The following is a 26,496-nucleotide window of genomic DNA, read 5'->3' on the forward strand; positions in this document are numbered from 1 at the left end:
TTATTGTTTCTTTGAAAACAAACCGGATGCATTGCAAGGATACTATATTGAGGACTCAAAACAACTGGCCTTATTCTAAACTTATCCCGAACTCAGGTACTATAGTAAACGCTTCCAGTCTTACTGTCATAGCCTAAAACATAGTAAACGAACGGTGCACTCCAGTTACTTACAGGCGGAACAGAGAACACGTTAGATGCACTCAGAATTACAGCATATTTAGTCTGTCCGTTTTCTTCTACAGGCACTACTTCGAAGAAAATCTTCGGTCCGTAATCGAAGAACAAGTCATCTGCATCCACTGCAGTATAAGAAGCATTATTGAACAAATCCCATGGGCTGGCATACTGGTGAGGGAAACTACCCTTCATACGTCCAACCACACGATTTTTCATCTTGTACAGATTAATCTGTTTTTCGCGTGCTTCAATATAGTTGGCTTTCTCTTCATCGATATAAATCTTAGCCTCTTCTTCGGTCATGCCTTTCATTTTCATGATAGTCTGAACCAATCCTTCATAATCCGGATATTCGCCTGCATCTTCCGGTTCTCTGGCAAATTCAATCGGGAAAGTAACAGCCTTTACACTACCATCAGTAGCTACTTGATTGAATGTAGCATTCCATGTACCACACAATGCATTCAATACAGCCTGTCCGTCAGCATCAACCGGAGTACCAAAATCGGCTACAGCGGTTGCCTTTGCCATATAAGGCTCGGACAAATCTTCATCTTCATTATATGCCTGTACAGCCAACATATTTTCTTCTTCCGGATATGAATCGAAGTACATCTTATATCCTTCGGCACTGTTAATAGCCTCTATTACATCAGCTGATACAACATCCTTTCCATAATTTGTCAGATAATATTTTTCATCCATTCCATATTCAGGACGTAATGAAGAATTCCATTCCGACATAGAGTTCTCTACATAACGAATGCCTCTGCAATCGCCGTTAGGAGCCTTAATTGTATAACTAACTTTATAAGGCTGATCTTTTTCTACGTTGCCTACAACCGTCAGTTGCACATCAGGCTTAGTAGATTCTACAATTTCATATACTTCATCCTGGAAGCTCTGTTTAGAATAGTCATCCGCAAAATTAGATGTAACGAACAAATGATACTTCTTTCCGATTTCCAGACCAGTATATTCAATTTCCTGCGGCTCTACCAGTGGAGTACTTTCATTGAAAACCATTGCTGGTATACCTTGTTCACCTACAAACTGAATCATTTTCTGATAATCGTCATCCGAAGCCATAAAGATACCATAGCTCAATGCACCTTCCGGAGGAGTGATAGACACTTTCAGTTTAGATTCATTTTTCTTCAGAACCGAAACTGTAGCCTTTGCATCCACCTGTTCTGCTCCCTGAGCATATACCATCTGTTTGGCATACAAGCCGTTGAAAGTTACATATTCGTCGGACCATTCTTCTGAATAGTCGCCTACGGTTGGCGCAAGAACCTGACTCCACATAATACCGCCTCCGCCATAATCAACTTCATAATCAAGATTGCCATCCACATCACATTCACCAACCAGAATGACATAAGCTGTACCCTGATGAACTTCCCAAGTTCCCCAGTTCTCATCACCCGGAACCATCAACTCACCATTGGTTACAGTGATATCCTGCGGACCAGAAGAAATACCCGTAGCCGGATTCTTCAGAAAATCAATGTCAGTCTGCAAGAACTGATCCTTCATCGAATTATAATTCAACGCATCGGCAAACACCCACTTATAATATTTATCGGAAGGCATTTCGATATGGAATTTAATTTCATCACGAGTTGCAGAAATTACAGTAATACGTCTGGAATAAGCAGGAGTCTTGAATTCAAATCCTTTCACCTGATATTCCGAGCCCACCTTGAAAGCCAGAATAGCTGTATATTCTGTATCTCCGTTCAAGCCATACAGTGCAATATGTTTTCACCATCTGTTGCAGTAAAGACGCCATTACCTCCTTCTCTTTCGGCATCAGCGAACATTACTTCAGCATCGGGGAAGTCAGCTTCGTCAACACTACCTTCTTTTACCAGATAAGTATAAGAATCAACTCCCGCCAAATTCAGGGAAATATTGGCAGAAGTTGCATAGATAGCACTACTCTCATCTCCATCTGCACTTTTAATCTCAATAGTTACTTCAGATTCCGGTCCCTCACCCGGAGGAGTTACTTCTTCGTCATTGCCACTACATCCTCCCAATACAACCAGGAAAAACATTGAGGCCAATAAGACTGAAAATTTAAATTTCTTCATAAAAAAGAATTTTAATTAATTAATATAAATCAAAAACGCTCTCTCTTAAAAGTTTAGATTTTGCCAAATAAGCATTCTCCCTATCAACTAATTGTTGTTAACTGAAATGCAAAAATAGACAAGAGATTGGAAAAATAAAATAAATTATGAAAAAAGTTCAAAATAATATTGCAGGAACAAATATTGTATATAGAGCAAATATAATGGATTAATATCACACAAAATACACCACCTATCATAACATTTTGACAACAAAAAAACAGATATTAATAACAAAATAGAAACCACAAAACATATAGTTTTATTTAACTCAAATAAGAGTTAATATCATTTTCACTTTTTAATAGAAAAATCATAATTCACTTAAAAGTCTAAAAGAGCTTAATCTTATGCAAGGTTTTTACAATATGTAAAATAAGTTAAACGAATTGTTATACAATATTTATAAGGACAGATTCCAACAAACATCGGCAAAAGATTTCTGTTTTTATTTTTATTTTTGTCGAATACAAAACAGCAGTAAATTTTATCATGAATAAAGAAAAGCGAATACTGGTAGGCATGAGTGGAGGAATAGACAGCTCTGCCACCTGCATCATGCTACAAGAACAAGGTTACGAAGTTGTAGGTGTAACCATGAGAACATGGGATATCCCCTCTCACTTTTCTACTCCCCATCAGGAACAACCCGATGAAATACTGGAAGCACAGGCACTGGCCAAGCGACTGGGCATAGAGCATCATGTAGCCGATGTCCGTGAAGAGTTCCGCAACGTAATCGTCCGGTACTTTATCGACGAATACATGAAGGGACGTACACCGAATCCCTGTGTCATGTGCAATCCGCTGTTCAAGGAACGTATCCTGTGCGAATGGGCCGACCGAACCGGATGTGCGCAGATTGCAACCGGCCATTACTGCCGTCTGGAAGACCGGAACGGACATCGTTATATTGTTACCGGCGACGATGCAACAAAAGACCAGTCCTACTTTCTCTGGAAACTGCCGCAGGAAATATTAAAGCGGATGGTATTCCCGTTGGGAGGCATGACCAAGGCTGAGGTACGAGATTACCTTGCCGGCAAAGGCTTCGAAGCCAAAGCGCGCGGAGGCGAAAGCATGGAAATCTGCTTTATCGACAAAGACTACCGGGAATTTCTGAGAGAACATTGTCCGGACATCGACCAACGAATAGGACCGGGATGGTTTGTCGACAGTAAAGGATTAAAACTCGGACAACATAAAGGATTTGCCTACTACACTATCGGACAACGCAAAGGACTGGAAATTGCTCTGGGACGTCCGGCATACGTCCTTAAAATAAATCCGGCAAAAAATACCGTCATGCTGGGCGACGCAGAACAACTGAAAGCCGGATACATGCTGGTTGAAGATATTAACGTAATAGACATGAAAGAATTGCTGGAATGCACGAACCTTTCCGTACGCATCCGATACCGCAGCCGTCCCATTCCCTGCCGCATCGTACAGCTCGACGACTCACACCTGCTGGTAAAATTCGAAGCAGAAGCCTCGGCCATAACCCCGGGACAATCGGCTGTATTCTACGATGGCGGAAGAGTTTTAGGAGGAGGATTCATTGCCTTTCAGCAGGCTATCAAGAAGCTTGCAGCCGAAAACGAAGAAAAGTTCTAACTTCTGTACCCTTTATCTGCTTCTCTACCGGCAACTACCATACCGCGTCCACCGCCGGCAAGGTACAACATTTCATTACGGATAAAGAGCACAGAATACAAAGCCCGTAACGATACAAAAGAAACGTCAGGAGATTTCGACAAAAACCTCCCGACGTTTTCTTATTTTTTGTACAAAAGTTTTTTTCTTTTGTACAAAAAATAATTCATATTCCAGCATCAACGATACGAATCGGCAAATTCTTTCGATACAGAATTGTTCACACTCTTGCACACATCCGCACTGAAATCCATTCCACAACGGATAATGGCATCCCAGTCCTCTTCACCCAACTCCGCCAAATCATCCCGACGGACACGGTACTTCAGCAATCCGTATACAACTCCTGCATTAAAATTATCACCGGCCCCTATCGTACTGACAGCTTTCAGAGGAGTAACCGGATAATCCTTGCATACATTTTTTGTACGCAGACGCACATCACCATCAGCATCCGTGCAGATAAAGTTCGGACAATAGAAAGCTACATGATTCTGATAAACCTTGTCTGCATCCGGCTGGCGGAACATATTCTGAAAATCCTCCGTCGAACCTCTCAGAATATCTGTATACTCAAAATTTTCTATAATGGTAGGCATCAGCTTTATCGCCTCATTGACATGGGTACTGCGGAAATTCACATCATAATAAACAATGGCTCCCGCGTCACGCGCCTTGTCGAGCAACTCCTTTACCTTGTCGCGCAATACAGGCGTAACGGCAAAATACGATCCTATCATGATAATATCATCCCGCGAAACGTCGGGCATATTCACATCCAGCCTCTGCCGCGGATAATCCTTATAGAAAATATATTCAGCATCGTTGCGCTCATTAAGAAAAGCCAGTGACACAGGCGATTTCCCTTCCGGAAACACATTTACGTTTGCCGTATCTACTCCATTATCACGCATATTTGCCAGAATCATTTCTCCCACACGGTCGTTTCCCGTTTCACTGATGAAGGTGACATTCTGCCCCATCCTCCCCAGCGAAATCATGGCATTATAGACCGATCCCCCCGGAACCGCAGCCTGCGGCTGTCCGTCACGGAACAGGATGTCAAGAATCGTTTCTCCAATACCGATAACCTTTCTCATAAGCCACCCTTTACATTATTTACTCAGCGCACGGGAACGTTCACCCAGATAGCCCCCATGATGACGTTTGCTATATTCTTCTATGGTAAATCCGGTCTGCTTCATAGTTTCCACCACCAGTATATCGCCGATAACCGTCATTACGGTAGTAGAAGTAGTAGGAGTCATGCCCAGCGGACACACCTCGTCCGGGTGTCCGGTAGCCAGACAAATATCGGCAGCCTCAGCAAGCGGACTGACAGGATTTCCGGTAATGACAATCTTTTTCAACGACGGATTCAGGCGATGAGCCAGATCGGTCAACTCCACTATCTCACGTGTCTTTCCAGAATTGGAAATCAGAAGCAGCAAATCGTTTTCCTGCAAAATACCCAGGTCGCCATGCTGCGCCTCACTCGGATGAAGAAATACGGCAGGGATGCCCGTAGAACAAAAAGTCGTGGCAATATTCATAGCAATCTGTCCTGCTTTGCCCATTCCGCTGGTTACCAGTTTACCCTTTTTGCGATGTACTTGCTCTACAATCAGTGCAACCGCTTTCTCGTATGCATCTGTTACGGGAATGTTCAATACAGCTTGCGCTTCGCGCTGCAACAGTTCGTGAATAGATGAAATCATATTAAGATGTATTTAGTAAATTAAGAATTCAATAATTGCTTCAGTTCGTCGAAAGTATTTGCTACAGCAAAGTAATTCTTCAGAGGACGATGTGCGAAATGCTGCGTTTCCAGTCCTCCGAGAAAATCGATAATTCCGTTCCAGAAACCGTTCACATTATAGAATATCACTTTCTTTTCATGATACCCTATAGTGGCCGAAGCCATAACATGAAAAATTTCATCCAATGTTCCCACGCCTCCGGGCAATGCAACAGCTACGTCGGCTTCCTGCAACATAATATCTTTCCGGTCGCTCAGATTGACAGCCCGAAACGTCACATCAAGCAGATCGCTTACCATCCCCCTCTCCTCAAGTTTAGTAGGAACTACGCCCATAATCATGGCACCATGCTCTTTTGCAGCGCGGGCAACGGCATCCATCAGTCCGGTATTCGAGCCGCCATAAATCAGCCACTTGCCGGTCTGCCCCAGCCAGGCTCCCACCTCCGCTGCTTTTTCAGCATAAACCGCATCAATGTGATCGGATGCAGAACAGAATATCGCAATTTTATTCATAATACTTTACGTTAAGCCACACTGCCTGTTTACACAGATACATGCAAAAATCTTATAGTTCAGCCTATACACAACTAAAAAATTTACCAGACAACTGATGCAACCGGCAGTGAGAGAATCAATATTCTTGCAAATATCCGTATTTTTTCAGTTACGACAATAAGTATTATTGTATTTTTGTATCGAAAATCGACTCAAAGAAAAAACTCATGCCATACAATACCTTTATTCTGCCCAACGGGTTACGCATTATACATACTCCAAGTACTACCAATGTTACTTATTGCGGATTCGCCGTCGATGCCGGTACACGCGACGAATATCCCGACGAGCAAGGTATGGCACATTTTGTGGAACACCTTATATTTAAAGGAACACGCAAGCGGCGTGCATGGCATATCCTGAACCGTATGGAAAATGTAGGAGGCGATTTGAATGCATATACTAATAAGGAGGAAACCGTCATATACAGCGCCTTCCTGAAAGAGCATTTTGCCCGTGCGGTAGAACTACTGACCGACATCGTATTCAGCAGTACCTTTCCCCAACAGGAAATAGCCAAAGAGGTAGAAGTCATAATCGATGAAATCCAAAGCTACGAAGACAGTCCGGCAGAACTAATATTCGACGACTTCGAAGAACTGATCTTTCCTGACCATCCCTTAGGACGCAACATTTTGGGGGAACCGGAACAATTGCGCCGTTTCGGCAGCCAGGATGCCCTCCGTTTTGTAGGGAGATACTATAAACCTACCAATATGGTCTTCTTTGTACAAGGCGACATAGATTTCAAGCGCATTGTACGAACCGTAGAAAAGGCGACAGCAGGAATTCCATTCTCAGAAGTAGAAGGCTACCAGCGGCAAGCTCCTCTGCCCTATCAGCCCCGACAACTCGTTTCACATAAAGATACTCATCAGGCACACGTCATGATTGGCGGACGAGGATATAACGCATACGATGAAAGACGCACAGGCCTTTACCTGCTCAACAACATATTGGGAGGTCCCGGCATGAACAGCCGGCTGAACGTATCGTTACGCGAGAAACGAGGACTGGTATATACGGTAGAATCGAACCTGACAGCTTATACAGACACCGGAACATTCTGTATCTATTTTGGCTGCGACCAGGAAGATGCCGACTATTGTACGGAACTTGTACATAAGGAACTGAAAAAGTTATGCGACCATGCTCTGACCTCCACCCAACTACATGCTGCCAAAAAACAAATCATCGGACAAATCGGAGTGGCAAGCGACAATTTTGAAAACAATGCCCTCGATATGGCAAAATGCTTTCTTCACTACAAACGTTACGAAGAGAAAGAAGAAATATTTCAACGAATCGAAGCACTGACATCTTCGCAACTTTTACAAATCTCAAACGAGATGTTTTCCGAAAATTACTTGTCTACCTTAACATATAAATGAAACATTACGATTTATTTTTGTCGATTCATCAAAATAGTACAGAAATTTAGACAAAACACGAAATTTGACAAATAAAAAATTTTTGTCATACAGACATATTTCATAAATTTGTCTCGTAATCAAAGTTAATAGATTCTATCTATTTATAAAGAACATTATGGAGGACAACGTATCTGTACTTGAAATCACATCTGGAATATGCTGTATACTTACTGCTATATTCTTACATTATTCGGCCATACCCAAGAATAATAATAAGAAAAATTACCAGAAAGGCTACATCTTAGTAGAAATAGCCTCCCTGATATTAGGTATATCTGCTTTATCATTTGCCTTTGCAGGAGGCTCTTTAAATATATATGGTAAGAGCTATTTCATCCAGCTCATCCTGCCAGTAGAAACTTTGCTGGTATTTTGGATATTCGTATATCCACTTTACGAGAGAGAGAGGCTAAAAAATTTTCTCAGGCATCAGGTCTTTTACACCGCTTTACTATGCGCAGCAAACATTATATATATATTTATGGCCGAGGGTAAGCCCGGAGAATGGTTTTACTATATCCTGGTTTCATGCTACGTAATACAATTTATTTTTTACACAATCATCTATATACACATTACCAAAATCTTACTAAAAGGGAAAAGCATCGAAGCAGCAAACCTGAAAAAATACCCGCTTCGGACATGGGCTGCCGCCTTTATAATAGGTGTAATGGGAATCGTAGCCGAAATATACCCCAACTATATTTACCTGCAAATATTTACCCTCTGCTATACAGTCTTCTTTATTTCATTGGGTATACAATATCATAATTACAGCATAATAGTTTCCAATGAACCGTCAGTTAATAAAGAGCCAGCCGTTCCGGCTGCGGCACCTGCAGAGCAGCATCACTCAGAAGAAAAAAGGCACGGTCAGAACAACGATGTCATAAAAGAGAAAATCACGCAATGGGAAGAGAGCAAAGGATACCTAAAACTTGGAGTTACCATTCAAGATTTAAGCCGTGAAATAGGTGTAAATCGTACATATTTGTCAAATTACATCAACGAAACCTATCAGACAAATTTCAATGGTTGGGTAAACGACCTCCGCATAGAAGAAGCCAAGCAAAAAATTATACAATCACCCGACATAAATCTGAGCGACCTTGCCGAAATGGTAGGATTTGCCGACCAGGCGCATTTCAGCAAGCAATTCAAACTAAAAGAGGGCATTCCGCCTTCGGTTTGGAAGAAAGATCACCGCCCTCCAAAAGAAAAAAGTTAATTTTTACCTTTTTGTCAAAAAATACACAATTATATACAAATAGACAAGCATAGGCACCGCCTTTGCGAGTAAATTTGTAAATAAAATAAAAAGCGATATAGTAAAGAACATTATCAATTATCATTCATTAATTAATTAAAAGTATGAAGAAAAAATTCTATGGAGCCCTTGTATTAGGAAGCGTGCTTCTTGCAGGGGGAATGGTATCTTGCTCTGATTACGATGATGACATTGATAGCTTGAACAACCGCGTTACAGCTGTCGAACAGACTGTAAAGGAACTTCAAGACAAAATCAATGCCGGTGCTGTAATCACAGATGTACAGACTGTCGAGAACGGAGTAAAGGTTACTTTGAGCGATGGCAATTCATTTACATTGGAAAATGGTAAGGATGGAGCTGCTGGTTCTGTAGTAACTATTGGTGATAACGGTAACTGGTTTATTGATGGAGTAGACACAGGTAAACCATCAAGAGGAGAAAAAGGAGAACAAGGTGAACCGGGAGAACCAGGACAACCTGGAGGTGACGGAACTACAGCTCCTAGCAAATATTACATACCAAATGAAGATGGTTACTGGTATGTAGTAAATGTTGCTGCTGATGGTACTGAAAGCGCTCCTGAAAAAACTGATGTTAAATGGGCTCCAGAAGGCATGATGACAGCTGTATGGGATACAGAAAACGAAGCTTTGTTGGTTTATGGAGTTAAAGACCATAACGGAGTTCTGAAAATTAACTTAGGTACAGCTTTGAAAGGTTTGGTATTTACTCCATCATTGTATTTGGATGGTGTAGAAGGTACTCGCTATCCATACATTAGCGGTAACTATTTGCAAGCTAATGGTTCTGCAACTGGTACATCATCAACAGGAGCTACATTTACTATTCCTGCTAAGAATGCATGGGATAATATAGCAACTGCCGTATATAATATCGGTGCAAATGATACAGTAGTTTACCATTTGAACCCAACAAGTGCACAGGTTAAAGATGCAGACTTCCGCTTCCTTTATAATAATCCAGAAATGATTACAACCCGTGCAGAAGGTGTTAGCATAAACTATAATAACTACAATGAAAAGACAGAAGACGGAGATTTGAAAGTTGGTTATCAAATCGCAAATCCGCAATTGTTAGAAACTGCTGGTGCTGACAAGATTTCTGTAATGGCATTGGAAGTTGAATTGGGTAATGATACTACTATTACATCAGACTACGCAGCAATCGTTCCTGCCGTAAGAACTTTAAAGGCTATTGCATTTAAACAGAAAACAACTAAGATGCCAGATAATTACGATTTGTACAATACTGGTAAATTGGCTGTTGAAGAAGAAGGTAGTGTAGCAGTACAATACAATGGTGGTAGCGTAAACTTAAGTGACTTGCTGAATATCCACTACATACAGGCAGACTGGAAAGCAGCTACTGGTGGTGAACATCAAGTAATGTCATACGAACGTGCAAAGCAATTCGGATTACACTTCGAATACGAAATGCTTAGCTATACAACAGGAACAAACAATACAGAAGAAAATAAGTATGGTAAAGTTGATCAGCTGACAGGTGAATTCACTCCTTGCTATGTTAATGACCAAGGTGAATCTGTAGCTTGTCCTGATGACAAAACTTCAACAACAGGTATTTCTGCTGTAGGTCGTGAACCTGTAGTTATCGTTAAACTTGTTAATGAAAAGGGTGATGTCGTTTTAGCTGGTTACATCAAGATTGATATCGTTAAGGAAATCAGTACTAAAGAAATCGTCGTAAAAGACTTTACTAAGCCTTATGTATGTGATGGTTTCGAATGTGGTATCAAGTGGGATGACATGTCTGGTAAGATTATCGAAGAACTTGGCATGACTAAGGATGACTTCGTTAAGACTTATACTTTGAAGGCAAACGAAACATACGTAAAAGAAAACAATAAGTTTGTTTTGGTTCAAAACAACAAGTATGGAGTAATGTCACTGGGTTCAGATTGGAATGTTTCAACAACTAACGATATTATCAAATGGACTGCAAACTTCAACCAGATGGATGCTGTTTACAACGAAACTGGACATGCAGTTACATTATATGCTTGCTTCCAGTCTAAAGTAGACAAAGATCACAATTTGGTATATATCGGTTTAACTACCACAGTTCTTGATAAGCCAGAAGTAACATTCGGCGAAAAGATTAAAGAATATTGGTATCCAGGTGACCAGTCAGAAGTTGCTAAGAGAGATACAGTTCGTATGAACGTACCACGTCCTACTACTGCAGGTATCACTAATAGAGATGTATTCGAATATGCTAAAGATTTGGATGATAACTTCAAAGGAAACGCTGTAGTTATAACTCCGACTACCGCAGCACAGAATGCATCATATGATTTAGCAAAATTAGGTACTAAATATCACTATGAATTTGCTAAAGAACAACCAAAGATTGGTCAATATCAATTGTCTCGCCATGCAACAGATCCTACAAAATTGGTTATGGGCGGTGCAATAATTGCTCAAATTGCTTCTGATGGTACATTAGACTACACTCATGACAAAATCGCAGAAGAAATTCTGAATATGTACGACCACAATACTCCGCTTTGCTATGCAAATGTTGAAGTTGTAGCTACTTATGATGATTGCGACTTGGCTTTGGGTAAAGATGCATTTAAAGTACGTTTCTTACGTCCTGTAGATATTTTGCCAGGTGACAATGCTAAATTTGTAGATGCTCAGGCTAATGGTTCAAGCGTAGTTTTAGGTGATTTGTTTAAATTGCAAGACTGGCGTGATAAGATGTTGATTGCTGGAACTAGCGGTAACTATAAGAGCGCTGTTGAAAACGGCTGTAACTTGTATGACTACTATTGGCTCGATCAGATTAAGATTGACATCGAAAATGCTGAATGTAACTTAACAGGTTCATGGGAAGTAGTTAAGAATGTTACAAACAAATTGCAATTATATGTTGAAGGTTATACACCTAATACATCAGTAACATTATCAATGAATGATGTTAAGATGTTGAATACAACTAAGATTACATACAAGAACAACGAAGGTAACGTTCAGAAATTCAATTTAAGAATCCCTGTAGAAATTACATATTCTTGGGGTACACTGAAAGGTGTCATTGAAGCAACAGTTGATTCAACTATCGCAAACGACTAATCTTTCAAGATTATAAAATAAAAAAAGGTGTGCCTTTTGGGTACACCTTTTTTTAAATCAATAAATTATGAAAAAGTTAGTAAAATCTCTTTTATACATATCTTTTATTATATGTTGCTTCAGCGCATGTAATAACAAGAAAAACACCCAAAAAGAGGAAACTGTTAAATCATGGGGAGAAGCAAAAGCAGAATTTGTTTCCGAACTCTCATCATCCGATACATCTAATGTAAAAACGATAGCATTCCAATGCATGGATTTATTAAAAGCTGATAGTATAAGCCAAGCATTAGATATGTTATACACAATCGAAGGTACCAAACTACGTAAAATGTCTGACGAAGAGAAAATCCAATTAACAAAACGTTTTAAAATATTTCCTGTCATAGATTATAAATTTGAAGGGATAACATTTTCTACTCAAGGAAATAATGATGTAAAATTCACCTATTATTTCTCAAAATCAGATTATTTCTCAAAATCAGAAAATCCTCAAGATACACCTAAAGCTTTAGGCTTAATGTTTAATCCTATAAAAATAGACAATCAATGGTATCTTACCATGAAGAATATAGGACAAGGCAGCCAAGACATGCAAAATCGTCCTACAGATAACTCTGTAGCTCCTGCTGAAATAACATTCTAAAGGATTCAACCCTCTAAAATATAAGATTATGAAACTAAGAAGAAACCTTACAGCCGTTATGCTCGGAATAGGCATGACTTCTGTATTCGCACAGACTAACACAAGTCTGCAAATCAAGGAAGAAGGAAAGACTGAATTTGTTCCTCACTGGTTCATGCAAGTACAAGCCGGTGCTGCACACACACGTGGTGAAGCTAAATTTGGAGATTTAATCTCGCCAGCTGGTGCTATCTACGGCGGCTACCAGTTTACACCGCTCTGGGGACTGCGTGCTGGAATAAGTGGTTGGCAGGCTAAAGGAGGATGGGCTGCCGGCAATCAACATTACAAGTACAACTACTTGCAAGGAAATGTAGATGCGACACTGGATCTGAGTAATCTGTTCTGTCGTTATAATCCTGACCGTTTCTTCAATGCTTATATGTTTGTAGGAGTAGGTCTGAACGGAGCTTTCAACAATGACGAAGCTGTAGCATTGGCTAACAAAGGCTATGACTTACGTTACCTGTGGACAGATAACAAAATCAGTCCAGTAGGAAGAGCTGGTCTGGGCACTAATCTGCGACTGACCTCGAACTTGTTCTTTAACATCGAGGTGAACGCAAATGTGTTGTCGGATAAATTCAACTCAAAGAAAGCAGGAAATGCCGACTGGCAGTTTAATGCACTTGCCGGATTTACCATTAAATTCGGAAAGACTTCTCGTAAGACAGAACCTGTATATTATGAACCGACTCCACAACCGGCTCCTGTTGTAAAAGAAGAGCCGAAACCTGTACAACAGCCTGCTCCGGTAAAACAAGAAAAAATCAACCTGACAGAAAATGTCTTCTTCACTATCAACTCGTCAAAGATTCAGACGACAGAAGAACAGAAGATTGAAAAACTGGCAGAATTCATGAAGAATCATGCGGACTGCAAAGTTACGATCTGCGGATATGCAGACAAGCAGACCGGTAATGCAAATATTAACATGAGCCTTTCTAAGAAACGTGCCGAAGCCGTTGCTGCCCAACTGAAAGAAAAAGGCATCGACAGCCAGCGTATCACTGTTGATTACAAAGGTGAGACTGTACAGCCATTTAGCACGGCCGAAGAAAACCGTGTGACAATCTGTATAGCAGAATAACAGAACCCTTTAATTCTTCATAACACGAAAAGGAGTGTCGCTCTCTCTTCCCCCTGAGAGGTGTTGACACTCCTTTATTTTTTTCATATAGCCCCGCTTTTTACACGTAAAGAATACTTCAACCCGGGAAGAGCAACCTTATTTACACGGCAACGGAACATACGCGATTGTTTTTCCCGGAAAAATTAGTACCTTTGCCCGAGAAAGTATCTAATAACAAACGCACTAAGCTATACACATGAAAATAGAAGATAAACTGACTGCCTCCGTCATCAACGGGGTAAAAGAATTGTACGGTGCAGAAGTTCCTGCTAAAATGGTACAATTGCAGAAAACCAAAAAAGAGTTTGAAGGTCATCTTACGCTCGTGGTTTTCCCTTTTCTGAAAATGTCGAAGAAAGGTCCGGAACAGACTGCTCAGGAAATTGGTGAATATCTGAAACAGAATGAACCGGCTATCGCAAGCTATAATGTAATCAAAGGATTCTTGAACCTGACTATTGCATCGGATGTATGGGTGGAACTGTTGAATCGCATTCACGCTGATGCACAATGGGGAATACAGAAAGTTGCCGACAATGCACCGCTGGTAATGATTGAATATTCTTCTCCCAATACAAATAAACCGCTCCATCTGGGCCATGTCCGCAATAACCTGCTGGGTAATGCACTTGCCAATATCATGGCTGCCAACGGCAATAAGGTTGTGAAGACTAACATTGTAAACGACCGAGGCATTCATATCTGCAAATCAATGTTGGCTTGGCTGAAATATGGTAATGGCGAAACGCCTGAATCATCGGGCAAGAAGGGTGATCACTTGATTGGTGATTATTACGTGGCTTTCGACAAGCATTATAAAGCTGAAGTAGCCGAACTGATGGAAAAAGGGTTGAGCAAGGAAGAAGCCGAGGCTCAGTCACCTTTGATGCAAGAAGCTCGCGAAATGCTTCGTAAATGGGAAGCAAATGATCCTGAAATCCGTGCGTTGTGGAAGAAAATGAACGACTGGGTTTATGCGGGATTCGATGAAACATATAAAATGATGGGCGTCAGCTTCGACAAGATATACTACGAATCAGAAACTTATCTGGAAGGAAAGAAAAAGGTTCTGGAAGGGCTCGAAAAAGGTCTTTTCTACCGCAAGGAAGATGGTTCTGTATGGGCTGACCTGACTCCGGAAGGACTGGATCATAAATTGTTGCTGCGTGGTGATGGTACTTCTGTATATATGACTCAGGATATCGGTACTGCCAAACTCCGTTTCCAGGACTTTCCTATTAACAAAATGATTTATGTAGTAGGAAACGAACAGAATTATCACTTCCAGGTACTTTCTATTCTGCTCGATAAACTGGGATTTGAATGGGGTAAGGATTTGGTTCACTTCTCTTACGGTATGGTAGAATTACCTGAAGGTAAGATGAAAAGCCGTGAAGGTACGGTTGTTGATGCCGACGACCTGATGGAGGCTATGATAGAAACAGCTAAGGAAACCAGCAGTGAACTGGGCAAACTGGACGGACTGACTCAGGAAGAGGCAAACAACATCGCACGTATTGTCGGTCTGGGCGCTTTGAAGTACTTCATCCTGAAAGTGGATGCACGCAAGAACATGACGTTCAACCCGAAAGAATCTATCGACTTCAACGGTAATACAGGACCGTTTATCCAGTATACTTACGCTCGTATCCAGTCTATCTTGCGTAAAGCTGCAGAAGCTGGTATCACCATCCCTGCTGTAATTCCAACAGGTGTGGAACTGAGTACCAAAGAAGAAGGATTGATTCAGATGCTTGCCGATTTTACAAACGTAGTACGTCAGGCCGGCAGTGATTATAATCCGTCTATTCTTGCAAACTATGCATACGAACTGGTAAAGGAATATAATCAGTTCTACCACGATTTCAGCATTCTGCGTGAAGAAAATGAGGCACTGAAGGTATTCCGTCTTGCCTTGAGCCAGAATGTGGGAAAAGTAGTTAAGCTGGCAATGGGACTGCTCGGTATTGAGGTTCCAGAACGTATGTAATCAAAATACAAAATAAATATAGTATTTCATAATTCACCACGGATTATACAGGCTTTGCACGCTATGTGTAAGAATCTGCGTAATCTGTGGTGAATTGGTTTATAACGTATCCTTTATTGACAAGTTATGGCAAAGCAGCAGAAATTTTATGTAGTATGGAAAGGTGTGGAACCAGGAATATATTCTTCGTGGACCGACTGCCAGCTGCAAATCAAGAATTACAAGGGGGCTATATATAAGTCTTTCTCTACCCGTGAAGAAGCAGAGCATGCCTTTGCCACGCCGGCACATCATTTTCTGAAAGGAAGTCATTCACAAACAAAAGAAACATCTGAGAAGAAGATTCCCGAGAACTTCGATCTTAATTGCCTCGCCGTAGATGCGGCTTGTAGTGGAAATCCTGGACCAATGGAATATAGAGGCGTGTATTTGCTGACCGGACAAGAAATATTTCATTTCGGACCGATGTATGGGACAAATAATATCGGAGAGTTTCTTGCTATCGTACACGGACTGGCTTTGATGAAACAAAAGGGAATCAATATGCCTATCTATTCCGATAGCCGCAATGCCCTGAACTGGGTAAAACAGAAAAAATGTAAAACGAAACTGGAACGTACGGAAAAAACGGAAGCATTATTCCAGCTCATAGAACGGGCAGAAAAGTGGCTGAATGAAAATCAGTATACCACTCCTCTGCGTAAATGGGAAACTGATGTGTGGGGAGAAGTTCCGGCTGATTTCGGCAGAAAATAACTTTCTGCCTGCCTATAACACTTCACCAACCGCACAAACAAGTCTGTTAGCGCCCCAGATAACGGGCATATCGGGGATAGTTTCTCCGCAACAGTCTCAAGAATTTTCTCCAGAACTTCTGACTAAGCAAGAAGAACAAAAAGATAGTTCCGACAATACACACTGCGCCAAACAACTCTTTCAGACTCGTCAAAAGAGTCTGACGGGTTACTTCGGCATAAAGTTGCTGGATAGATACATCGGGCATCCATTCTTTTACCAAATCCATTTTACGGCTTAACAAGCCGATATTATCCTGCTGCATATATTTGAGCCAGCGGTTCAGGATAGCTGTGCCTAATGGCGTGGCAATACTGGTACGAATAAAGCTCAACACGCACAGTCCCTGAAAGAAATGCTTGAATGGAACTGTCTTGGCTACATAAATAGTCAGTGAAATATAAAGTATCCCATGCCCTAACCCTTTCAAGAAATTAGGTATGTAAAAACTCTCTATATTCAGATTGGGATCAATCAGAAAATACATGTAATACTGATAGACTACTATTAATATAAAGCCAACGGTTATCAGCAGCTTATATCCTTTCCGCAGAACAACCTGACGGTAAAAAACGACTCCCGCACCAGCCAATATGCCGATAAACACACACCAGTTGATGGATACAGCATTCAATGTATCGTACTTCAGAATGGAGCTCATAAACATTTCCTGTAAAACGGATGAGGTCGTAAGAAACAGACACAGCATCAGAAAAAGAAAAAGAATGGTCGGGAAATGACGGTACTTGAATACGTGAGGGTCTATATAAGGATGACGGAGGGTAGTCATGCGGTTGATATTTATCAGTATCGACACCACTGCCAGCACAATACAAGCGCGAATCAGTGAACTGTCCAGCCAGTCGTAATATTCACCGTAGATACAGACAAACACGATGGAAAACAATACAACTCCCCACAGAATACCTCCTAACCAGTCTATACCGTATAAAGGCAATTTTTTCCCGGGACGGAAAGGACGAGTCAGAAAGTATACGAAAAACCATACCACAGCCAGCAGACCAATGACCAGCCAGTGCATGTACTGCCAGTTCGCCCAGTCGCTGATGTGCGTAGCTACAAGCCCGGAAAGCTGGATACTTTCAAGAACAATAATATAAATGACCGGATAGAAAACAGAAAAATTTCCCGAAGGGGTTACACTCAAACGAATATTCGAAAAGCACTCAAAGGTACCCCACATACGGAAAAATCCTGAGATAAAACACGTCACGACCAGTACAAATATGTTTTCGGCATGCATTGTCACCAGATTACAACAGATAAGTACCGGGCATACTGTCAAAAAGATACGGCGGGTAGTAAAACGAAACTTCAGACGAAACAGGATAGGAAAAATAAGCGTCATCCCAATAAAGGAGGCATATCCTGCCATCATAACATCTTCCTTAAGACACCCCAGTGCACTTGACATCTGCACTGAAGTGGGAAGAAACACTCCCCCGTTGAACTGAAAGACCAATGCAAAAAACATGGAAAGAAATACACACAACGAGGTTGGAAGGTATTCTTTAAAATACAAAATTCTTGGGCGCTGTTCTGCTGCCATATTATTCTCCTTACTGTAGTTTTACGTAACACTCTACGTTCATACCTGCACGCAGACGGTTCAGGTTCTCTTTGCTGTTATTTTCGGTAAATTCTATACGGACCGGTATTCGCTGCTCTACCTTTACAAAGTTTCCGGCCGAATTATCCTGAGGTATCAACGAATAAAAAGAGCCGGTAGCATCTGAAATGGAAACAATGCGTCCTTCGTACGTAACTCCCGGAATGGCATCTACATTCATTTCTACCCGCTGTCCTTGCTTCATATCGGTAGTCTGCGTTTCCTTATAATTGGCTATTACCCATTTTTCTGTACCGTCTACCAGGGTAACCAATGTTTGTCCCGACTGGACCAGTTCGCCCTCGTGAATATTCTTACGACCGGTTACGCCATCGGCTGTAGCACATATTACGGTATACGACAGATTCAGCTTGGCAAGATTTAAAGCAGCCTCGGCCAACTTAATATCCGATTCATTTTGCTCCAGACGCTGGGTCTGCTCTTGCTTGACAAGCTCAGACGATTCTTTCTGACGTACCAACTGTTCGTATTTGGCCTTGGTAGCAGCATAATCGGTCTTTACACGGTCAAACTGCTGGGGAGTCACAGCCTCTTCCTTCATCAGTTCGGCATAACGTTTGTAATCGGTTTCTGCATTCTGAAGGCGGACACGCTGTTCTTCGATAGCAGCCTCGGTAACGTAAATATTACTTTGCGTTGTATTGATAGTAGTATGCATGGCACTTTTTCCTGCCAGTGCATTCTGATAATCGGCCTCAGCCTGAGCGACCTTCAACAGATATTCTGTATTTTCTATCACAACCAGAGTGTCCCCCTTCTTTACAGACTGGTATTCTTCGAAATAGATTTTCTTAATGAAACCTTGTACGCGGGTATTGATCGGACTTAAATGCTGTTTGACTTGTGCATTATCTGTATATTCCACATCGCCCAGATGAATAAACTTGCCACCTACCCAGCTGATTCCTCCCGCCAATACCAATGCAATAAAAAAATTCGGGATAGCTCTTTTCTTATTTTTTATCATAATGTCTTCTTTATTTATTATTAGCCTTATCAGAGATTTCCAGTTAGTTTTTTCAATAAGTAATACTGGTATAAAATACCTATCTGGTAGTTTGCCAGCTGCAATTCCATATCCAATTGCGTATTGCTGGCATCCAGCATGTCGGTTATCAGCGCCAGTCCGTTCACATATCGCTGACGTACGATATTAAAGTTTTCATGTGCCAGCTGCACACTCTTTTTCTGCGTACGCAAACGGATGTATGCCTCGTTCAGATTAACGTAGGCTGCATGGATATCGTTTTCGGCTTCTTCTTCCGCCAGTCTACGCGCCTGTTCCATCTTGCGGGTAGATATCTGTGCCTGCTTCAGCTTTTTCTTGCTTTTGAATAAGGCATCGATATTATACGAAATACCTACACCGGCATACCAGTAAGTAAAATTATTGTTCAATGGAGGTACTTCTACCAGAATAGGACCGCTAAAATCGTTTGCTGCAACCAGACTGATCTTCGGTCTTCGCTCAGCACGTATCAGTTCCAGCTTATTCTTTTCCTGACTGATTTTCACATCTGCCAGCTTGAGAGAAGGTGTGTGAGGGATTTCCTGCAACCAGTCGGCTTCTTCCCGGTGTTCGACATTGATTTTGAACAATTCGGTTGTATCGGGGAGAATCAGTACACCAGGCTCCAGACCGATAGCCGTTGCCAACTTATGACTCAGCACATCAATCTTGTCCTTAACGGAAGTCAATGAAAGTTCCAGGCTTTGAAGCTGAAGCTCGTAACGAGTAATATCGCTTTTCAATGCTGTTCCCTGACGATAAGATGCTCTCATATCCTTTACCAGCAAACGAGTTTGTGAAATATTACTTTCATACACACGTTTCTGATTGTTCAACTGGAAAAGATCCAGGTAATATCCTGCCAGAAGGAAACGGATGTCCTGACGATTACCTGCATATTCCAGTTCTGCCTGCCGTTGCTGCAACTTGCTCCGTTCGATCCCTTTCGTTATCGCTCCTCCGGCATAAACCACCTGACTTGCCTTTACGACAAAAGAATTGCCGAAATGAGGCATATCAGCATGTACAGCATCGGAAAAGTCCCTGTCGGTCATCACTCCATCGCCGATGTACTTAAAATCCATCTGCGCCTGAATAGACGGCAAGCGATCGTTGCAAGCTACTTTTACTGCCTGTTCCGCTTCAGATACTGCCAAATCATACAACCGAATGCTCTTGTTGTGCTGATCGGCCAGTTGAAACATTTCATCGACTGTCAATAAACGAGTCTGGGCTGACACACTCCCCAATAAACCTAAAAAAACAACACTAACTAATAATACCTTTTTTATCATATACTTGTTTAGCCTTTATGCAACTGATGCCAGATTAATAAATTCTCATTCCTGCATCTGGTCCACGACAAGAGAAACACTATTCTCTTAATCCTAAAAACTTACCTATATTTTTTGTCATGCAAAATTAAGCTTTTATTTTTGCTCCGAATTTGCACATTACGCAACAATATTACCAATATACGCCAAAAGTAAACCATGAATACAGAGCAGCAGGAATACATCTCGTTGATCAAACGTTCCACACAAGATGATATTCTCATCAAAAGAACCGGATGGGAAGAAATCAACCTGCTGGAGCACGTCCATAAAAAATTCCAGATTATCTACACTTTATCTGGCACGCTGCATGTGGAAACTGAAGGCGCCAACTATTTCGTTCCCGAAAAACACATTGCCTGGATTCCAGAAAACGCCAGCCATAAGCTATCCAGCAACAGCCGACAAGTTTCACTCATCATCTTCTACATAAGTTTGAATGTGACACCCGACGACTGCAAAAGTCGTTTTTCAATATACAGTACCAATACCATTATCGCAGAGAACCTGAAGTTTATTGCCTCAAAAGGAAAACTGATTACTCGTAGCGAACAGAGTGATCTATATAATTTTACACTGAGCTTCTTCAGCCTGCTTCCACAAATGACTCCCGGAGCAGATGTATTGCTGAAAACGCTTGTCATACCCAACGACTCCCGGCTTCATCCTATACTGGACTATATCATGGATCACATGCATGAAGAATTGAATATGGAACAGATTGCTTCACAATATAACCTGTCAGTACGTAACTTGAGCAGGCTGTTTCATACATCGGGCATCCACTTCAGCAGCTATGTAAACCACCTTCGCATTACACGTGCCATCGAACTGCTGACCGACGGAGAATACACGGTACAGGAAATTGCCTATAAAGTAGGTTTCAATACACCCAATAATTTCAACAGAGTATTCAAACAAATCACAGGTAAGTCGCCCAAAGCATATATCACAGGGGTCTGAAAAAACAAATATAGTGAAAAGCCGGGGTACAAATCTGAAGAAGGCTTAGTCGGCAAGCCAAAAATATGTATCTTTGCTTCATTAAACTTACTAAGAAATATATGAAAAAAAGAATCGCCTATCTGGCACTGTTTTTCGTTATCATGTTACTGTTCTTCATGCTGCAAAAGCCATGCTTCATGCTTTACAACGATGCACCCGGAAGAGCAGTTCCGTTTATCGGCTACCTGCAGGTCATGCTACATGGAATGAGTCTTGATGCCGCAACCACAGGTTACCTTACAGCTCTTCCATGGCTCGCGGTACTCATCAGCATCTGGTTTAAGAAATTTCCGTTGCGGAGCATACTTACCGGATACTACGCCGTAATCTGCCTGCTGGTATCACTCATCTTTGTAGGTGACATGTGCCTTTACCCGTTCTGGAACTTCAAGCTCGATGCTTCCATCTTCTTATACCTGGACTCTCCCAAAAACGCCATGGCAAGCGTTTCTACCGGATTCATCTTGCTGAGAGTACTTATTATCCTGTTGCTTTCGGGCTTTCTCACATGGATATTATACAAGGTTACCCCCCGACACCTGCCACCCGCACAGCAAAGAATAGCAGGAAGTATCGCTACCTTACTGCTGGGAGGAGTACTGTTTATCATCATCCGAGGTGGAGTAAGTGAGTCGACATCAAATATCGGACAAGTATATTTCTGCAACGACGAGTTTCTGAATCATTCTGCTGTCAATCCGGCTTTCAGTCTGATAGCCTCAGCCGGAAAGACTAAGAACTACGCCGAGCAGTTCAATTTCTTCGATGAAACGCATCGGAAAGAATTATTCGATGACTTATATCCCACCGAAGGGAAAAATACCGTAGAACTGCTCAACACCAAACGGCCGGATATTCTGATTATCCTGATGGAAGGGTTCGGGGCTACCATGGTAGAATCGCTGGGAGGTGTAAAAGGCGCCAGCCCGAACATCGACCGTCTGTCCAAAGAAGGTATCTGGTTTACCAACTGCTATGCCAACAGCTTTCGTACCGACAGAGGTACAATCTGTACCTTTAGCGGCTACCAGAGCTTTCCAGACCTTTCGGTAATGAAGATACCAGCCAAGAGCCGTACTTTGCCTTCTATCGCCGGAAAACTGGTAAAAGAAGGATATCATACCGACTTCCTGTATGGAGGTGACATTAATTTCACCAATATGAAAAGTTATCTGCTGGAAAGTGGTTATCAAAAACTTACTGCCGATACCGATTTCCCCATGAGCCAGCACCAGAACGCGTGGGGAGTGAACGATGATATTACCTTCGATCACCTCTACCAGATGCTGAAGGACCGGAAAGACTCCCCCTGGCATACCGCCTTTCTGACTCTGAGCAGCCATGAACCTTTCGAAGTCCCCTATCACCAGCTGAAAGAAAAGCAGCCCAATGCTTTTGCATTTACAGACCATTGCCTGGGTCAGTTCGTAGAACGTATCCGCAAAACGCCAATATGGAATAATCTGCTTATTATATGTCTGCCTGATCATGGATTCTACTATCCTGCCGAGGGCAACGGACATGACGCGCGTATCCATCACATCCCGATGCTCTGGCTGGGAGGAGCTGTCAAGCAACCTATGGTCATCGAACAGCTCATGAATCAGAGTGACCTGGCAGCGACTCTGCTTGCCCAACTGGATATCGATCACAGCGAATTCAATTTCAGCCGGAATATATTGGGCAGCGAATATACTTATCCGTTTGCTTACTGGACATTTGGAGGAGGTTTTGCCTTTGCCGACAGTACCGGAGTTACACTCATGGACCTCAACGCAGACCGGCCGGTACAGGAAACTCCCTCTCCTAACGAGAATCGTATCTTACGGGGCAAAGCCATCCTGCAAAGTTCTTACGATGACTTGGGTGCAAGATAACGAGCTATAGAAGAAACAATCTTTATATACAGTAATAAAGGACTCATCGTCAGACCGTTTGATAACAATTCGTTCTGACGATGAGTCCTTATTTTTTTAATACCAGAATATTATTCTACAAACTTTACTTTTGCTGCGTCACGCGGCTTTGCAGCAGGAGTTTCATCCGGATAGCCAAAGCCGATACAATATAACAGTTCATATCCTTCGCTGAATCCCAGTTTCTGCAAGTATTCGGCGGCCTCAGGACTTCTCATAAAGCGTGCCGGAGTGCCCAGACAGCAACTGCCAATACCCATAGACCAAGCAGAAATCATCATATTATCGGCCAGCAGTCCGCAATCGAAAGGAGAACTTTCCGACTGAGTATCACGACCGATAAACACCACCGTAGGCGCATTGCGGAACATATTCTTGAAAGTCGGGTCCTCGGCAGCCTTCGGGTTGGCTTTCTTATACAGTTCTGTCACTCCATTAATATAATCAGCATTATCTACCACGCGCACTTCCCACGCCTGACGGTTCATAGAGTTAGGAGCATTGATACCGCATTCCACAATGGTCTGCATCTTTTCCCGTTCTACCGCCTGCGGCTTATACTGGCGGATACTGCGACGTGTCATAATTGTTTCCACTACCTGATTCTTTACACTATCCTGTGCCGGAGCTTCTGCCGAAGCCTGTTGCTGCTGTGCTCCGCCGCCACAAGCCATCAAAGGCAACAATAATACAGCCAAAGCTGCTTGTTTCAAGTTTTTCATAAGCATTATTCTTTTATTCAATCAATAACGTTTCGTCTATAAACTTTCCAACGAACAATTCTAAAATTACTGAAGGCATCCGTTTAAAGTCCGCATAAAAATAATTTTTTTCCTGCTATTACAATATTTTTTCTCAAGAAAATCAGCAACAATCATCAGGCTAAAAACAAAAAAATAAGAGGATACTCTTTCGAGTACCCTCTTACGCTGATTATCTTGTAATGTTAAGTTCTGATTACAATTTCGGACCAGCAGCAACCAAAGCTTTACCAGCTTCGTTACCTGTGAACTTAGCGAAGTTCTTGATGAAGCGAGCAGCCAAGTCTTTAGCTTTTTCTTCCCACTTGCAAGCGCAATCGTAAGTGTCACGCGGATCCAAGATCTTCGGATCAACACCCGGCAATTCAGTCGGAACAACGAAGTCGAAGTAAGGAATAGTCTTAGTAGGAGCTTTTTCGATAGAACCATCCAGAATAGCGTCGATGATACCACGAGTATCACGGATAGAAATACGTTTGCCAGTTCCGTTCCAACCAGTGTTAACCAAGTAAGCCTTAGCACCAGTCATCTTCATCTTCTTAACCAGTTCTTCTGCATATTTAGTTGGGTGCAATGACAAGAAAGCAGCACCGAAGCAAGCAGAGAATGTCGGAGTCGGTTCAGTGATACCACGTTCTGTACCAGCCAACTTAGCAGTAAATCCTGACAGGAAGTAGTACTGAGCCTGTTCTTCGTTCAAGATAGATACTGGAGGCAATACACCGAATGCATCAGCAGACAAGAAGATAACTTGTTTTGCGTGAGGACCTTTAGAAACCGGTTTAACGATGTTGTTGATGTGGTAGATAGGATAAGAAACACGAGTGTTTTCAGTTACGCTCTTATCAGCGAAATTAATCTTACCGTTAGCATCTACAGTAACGTTTTCCAACAAAGCGTCACGTTTGATAGCGTTGTAGATATCCGGTTCAGATTCCTTATCCAAGTTGATAACCTTAGCGTAGCAACCACCTTCGTAGTTGAATACACCTTCGTTATCCCATCCGTGTTCGTCATCACCGATCAACAGACGTTTCGGGTCAGTAGACAAAGTTGTCTTACCTGTACCAGACAGACCGAAGAAGATAGCTGAGCTCTTGCCTTCTTTGTCTGTGTTAGCAGAACAGTGCATAGAAGCGATACCACGCAACGGGTTGAAGTAGTTCATCATAGAGAACATACCTTTCTTCATTTCACCACCGTACCAAGTGTTCAGGATAACCTGTTCCTTAGTAGTCAAGTTGAATACAACTGCTGTTTCTGAGTTCAGACCCAGTTCTTTGTAGTTTTCAACTTTAGCTTTAGAAGCGTTGTAAACAACGAAGTCAGGTTCGAATGATTCCAATTCTTCTTTAGAAGGACGGATGAACATGTTAGTTACGAAGTGAGCCTGCCATGCAACTTCCATGATGAAACGAACTTTCAGACGAGTAGCTTCGTTAGCACCGCAATAACCATCAACTACATACAATTTCTTGTTTGACAGTTCTTTTGCAGCCAAAGCTTTCAAAGCGTTCCAAGTTTCTGTAGTAACAGGTTTGTTATCGTTTTTGTATTCTTCTGAAGTCCACCATACAGTGTTTTCACTTGTAGCGTCTTTTACCAAGAATTTATCTTTAGGAGAACGACCAGTGTAGATACCAGTCATTACGTTTACTGCACCCAGTTCAGTTACCTGACCTTTTTCATAACCTTCCAGACCAGCTTTTGTTTCTTCAGCGAACAATACGTCGTAAGAGGGATTGTGTACGATTTCTACGGTTCCAGTGATACCGTACTTAGTAAGATCTAAATTTGCCATTGTTCAAATGATTAATTTGGTTATTATATCAAATGTTTAGTTTTCCGTTTTACCGTCCAATAGACCAGTGAGTTCAGGCCCCCTCGTCTTTGGCGATACAAAAGTAGTAGTTTATTTTTAAACTAAAGAAGTTATTACAGAAAAAAATCCGTAATAAACTAAAGATTTATACTTGTGTAACAAATCTGTCATTTCGACATTGCAACTATACCTGAGTTCGGGATAAGTTTAGAATAAGGCCAGTTGTTTTGAGTCCTCAATATAGTATCCTTGCAATGCATCCGGTTTGTTTTCAAAGAAACAAT

General features: G+C 41.8%; 20 protein-coding genes. 10 read left to right on the forward strand and 10 right to left on the reverse strand.

Going from position 1 to position 26,496, the window contains the following annotated elements:
• Window positions 1-92: 92 nt before the first annotated feature.
• Together ACZM60_RS09900 and ACZM60_RS09905 are read right to left on the reverse strand one after the other, a co-directional pair.
• Window positions 93-1,925 (reverse strand): hypothetical protein, encoded by a 1,833-nt coding sequence (locus tag ACZM60_RS09900; protein WP_489521422.1) that lies wholly within the window; start codon window positions 1,923-1,925, stop codon window positions 93-95.
• Complete coding sequence (locus ACZM60_RS09905; RefSeq protein WP_489521423.1) at window positions 1,922-2,278, reverse strand: hypothetical protein; 357 nt, start codon at window positions 2,276-2,278, stop codon at window positions 1,922-1,924. Before ACZM60_RS09905 ends, ACZM60_RS09900 begins: the two co-directional genes overlap by 4 nt.
• A gap of 528 nt (window positions 2,279-2,806) precedes the next feature.
• On the opposite strand from ACZM60_RS09905, the gene mnmA reads away from it, so the two are divergent.
• Window positions 2,807-3,934 carry a tRNA 2-thiouridine(34) synthase MnmA gene (mnmA, locus tag ACZM60_RS09910; protein WP_340318899.1) on the forward strand — a complete coding sequence of 376 codons (1,128 nt, stop codon included), beginning with the start codon at window positions 2,807-2,809 and terminating at the stop codon, window positions 3,932-3,934.
• Window positions 3,935-4,152: 218 nt separating this feature from the next.
• Here the strand turns inward: mnmA and ACZM60_RS09915 are convergent, their stop codons facing one another.
• From ACZM60_RS09915 to ACZM60_RS09925, 3 genes are read right to left on the reverse strand one after another with little or no spacing between them, the layout of a single operon-like run.
• On the reverse strand, window positions 4,153-5,073 hold the full coding sequence (locus tag ACZM60_RS09915) for a carbohydrate kinase family protein (protein ID WP_340318819.1): 921 nt from the start codon (window positions 5,071-5,073) through the stop codon (window positions 4,153-4,155).
• A 15-nt stretch (window positions 5,074-5,088) separates the two neighbouring features.
• Window positions 5,089-5,691 (reverse strand): SIS domain-containing protein, encoded by a 603-nt coding sequence (locus ACZM60_RS09920; protein WP_340318818.1) that lies wholly within the window; start codon window positions 5,689-5,691, stop codon window positions 5,089-5,091.
• 20 nt (window positions 5,692-5,711) lie between these two features.
• Window positions 5,712-6,248, reverse strand: coding sequence for an LOG family protein (locus tag ACZM60_RS09925; RefSeq protein WP_418586160.1), 537 nt, complete (start codon window positions 6,246-6,248; stop codon window positions 5,712-5,714).
• Between the two features lie 209 nt (window positions 6,249-6,457).
• Here ACZM60_RS09925 and ACZM60_RS09930 point away from each other — a divergent pair, with 209 nt between their 5' ends.
• From ACZM60_RS09930 to ACZM60_RS09960, 7 genes are all read left to right on the forward strand, one after another.
• A complete protein-coding gene (locus tag ACZM60_RS09930) occupies window positions 6,458-7,681 on the forward strand; it encodes a M16 family metallopeptidase (protein ID WP_418586162.1) in 1,224 nt (407 codons plus the stop codon).
• 157 nt (window positions 7,682-7,838) lie between these two features.
• The gene (locus tag ACZM60_RS09935) at window positions 7,839-8,951 is read left to right on the forward strand and encodes a helix-turn-helix domain-containing protein (protein WP_489521424.1); all 1,113 of its coding nucleotides are present in this window, start codon (window positions 7,839-7,841) and stop codon (window positions 8,949-8,951) included.
• A 200-nt stretch (window positions 8,952-9,151) separates the two neighbouring features.
• The gene (locus ACZM60_RS09940) at window positions 9,152-12,112 is read left to right on the forward strand and encodes a PL29 family lyase N-terminal domain-containing protein (RefSeq protein WP_489521425.1); all 2,961 of its coding nucleotides are present in this window, start codon (window positions 9,152-9,154) and stop codon (window positions 12,110-12,112) included.
• 67 nt (window positions 12,113-12,179) lie between these two features.
• Complete coding sequence (locus ACZM60_RS09945; RefSeq protein ID WP_489521426.1) at window positions 12,180-12,758, forward strand: hypothetical protein; 579 nt, start codon at window positions 12,180-12,182, stop codon at window positions 12,756-12,758.
• 28 nt (window positions 12,759-12,786) lie between these two features.
• On the forward strand, window positions 12,787-13,887 hold the full coding sequence (locus ACZM60_RS09950; protein ID WP_489521427.1) for an OmpA family protein: 1,101 nt from the start codon (window positions 12,787-12,789) through the stop codon (window positions 13,885-13,887).
• 238 nt (window positions 13,888-14,125) lie between these two features.
• Window positions 14,126-15,919, forward strand: coding sequence for an arginine--tRNA ligase (gene argS, locus ACZM60_RS09955; RefSeq protein ID WP_489521428.1), 1,794 nt, complete (start codon window positions 14,126-14,128; stop codon window positions 15,917-15,919).
• 126 nt (window positions 15,920-16,045) lie between these two features.
• Complete coding sequence (locus ACZM60_RS09960) at window positions 16,046-16,675, forward strand: ribonuclease H1 domain-containing protein (protein WP_340318810.1); 630 nt, start codon at window positions 16,046-16,048, stop codon at window positions 16,673-16,675.
• 46 nt (window positions 16,676-16,721) lie between these two features.
• Here ACZM60_RS09960 and ACZM60_RS09965 read toward each other — a convergent pair whose 3' ends face one another.
• From ACZM60_RS09965 to ACZM60_RS09975, 3 genes are read right to left on the reverse strand one after another with little or no spacing between them, the layout of a single operon-like run.
• Entirely contained in the window at window positions 16,722-18,284 is a 1,563-nt protein-coding gene (locus ACZM60_RS09965) for a hypothetical protein (protein ID WP_418586172.1), read from the reverse strand.
• A gap of 10 nt (window positions 18,285-18,294) precedes the next feature.
• Entirely contained in the window at window positions 18,295-19,332 is a 1,038-nt protein-coding gene (locus ACZM60_RS09970) for an HlyD family secretion protein (RefSeq protein ID WP_021970696.1), read from the reverse strand.
• 29 nt (window positions 19,333-19,361) lie between these two features.
• Window positions 19,362-20,669, reverse strand: a complete 1,308-nt coding sequence (locus ACZM60_RS09975) for a TolC family protein (protein ID WP_021970695.1) — start codon at window positions 20,667-20,669, stop codon at window positions 19,362-19,364.
• A gap of 198 nt (window positions 20,670-20,867) precedes the next feature.
• Between ACZM60_RS09975 and ACZM60_RS09980 the strand changes: the two genes are divergently transcribed.
• Together ACZM60_RS09980 and ACZM60_RS09985 are read left to right on the forward strand one after the other, a co-directional pair.
• Complete coding sequence (locus tag ACZM60_RS09980; RefSeq protein ID WP_489521429.1) at window positions 20,868-21,671, forward strand: helix-turn-helix domain-containing protein; 804 nt, start codon at window positions 20,868-20,870, stop codon at window positions 21,669-21,671.
• Window positions 21,672-21,772: 101 nt separating this feature from the next.
• Window positions 21,773-23,590 (forward strand): LTA synthase family protein, encoded by a 1,818-nt coding sequence (locus ACZM60_RS09985; RefSeq protein ID WP_489521430.1) that lies wholly within the window; start codon window positions 21,773-21,775, stop codon window positions 23,588-23,590.
• Window positions 23,591-23,700: 110 nt separating this feature from the next.
• Here ACZM60_RS09985 and ACZM60_RS09990 read toward each other — a convergent pair whose 3' ends face one another.
• Both ACZM60_RS09990 and pckA read right to left on the reverse strand, forming a co-directional pair.
• On the reverse strand, window positions 23,701-24,351 hold the full coding sequence (locus ACZM60_RS09990) for a nitroreductase family protein (protein WP_489521431.1): 651 nt from the start codon (window positions 24,349-24,351) through the stop codon (window positions 23,701-23,703).
• A gap of 235 nt (window positions 24,352-24,586) precedes the next feature.
• Entirely contained in the window at window positions 24,587-26,191 is a 1,605-nt protein-coding gene (gene pckA / locus ACZM60_RS09995; RefSeq protein ID WP_340319559.1) for a phosphoenolpyruvate carboxykinase (ATP), read from the reverse strand.
• Between the last annotated feature and the right edge of the window lie 305 nt (window positions 26,192-26,496).

It is taken from the genome of Phocaeicola sp., from assembly GCF_057861905.1.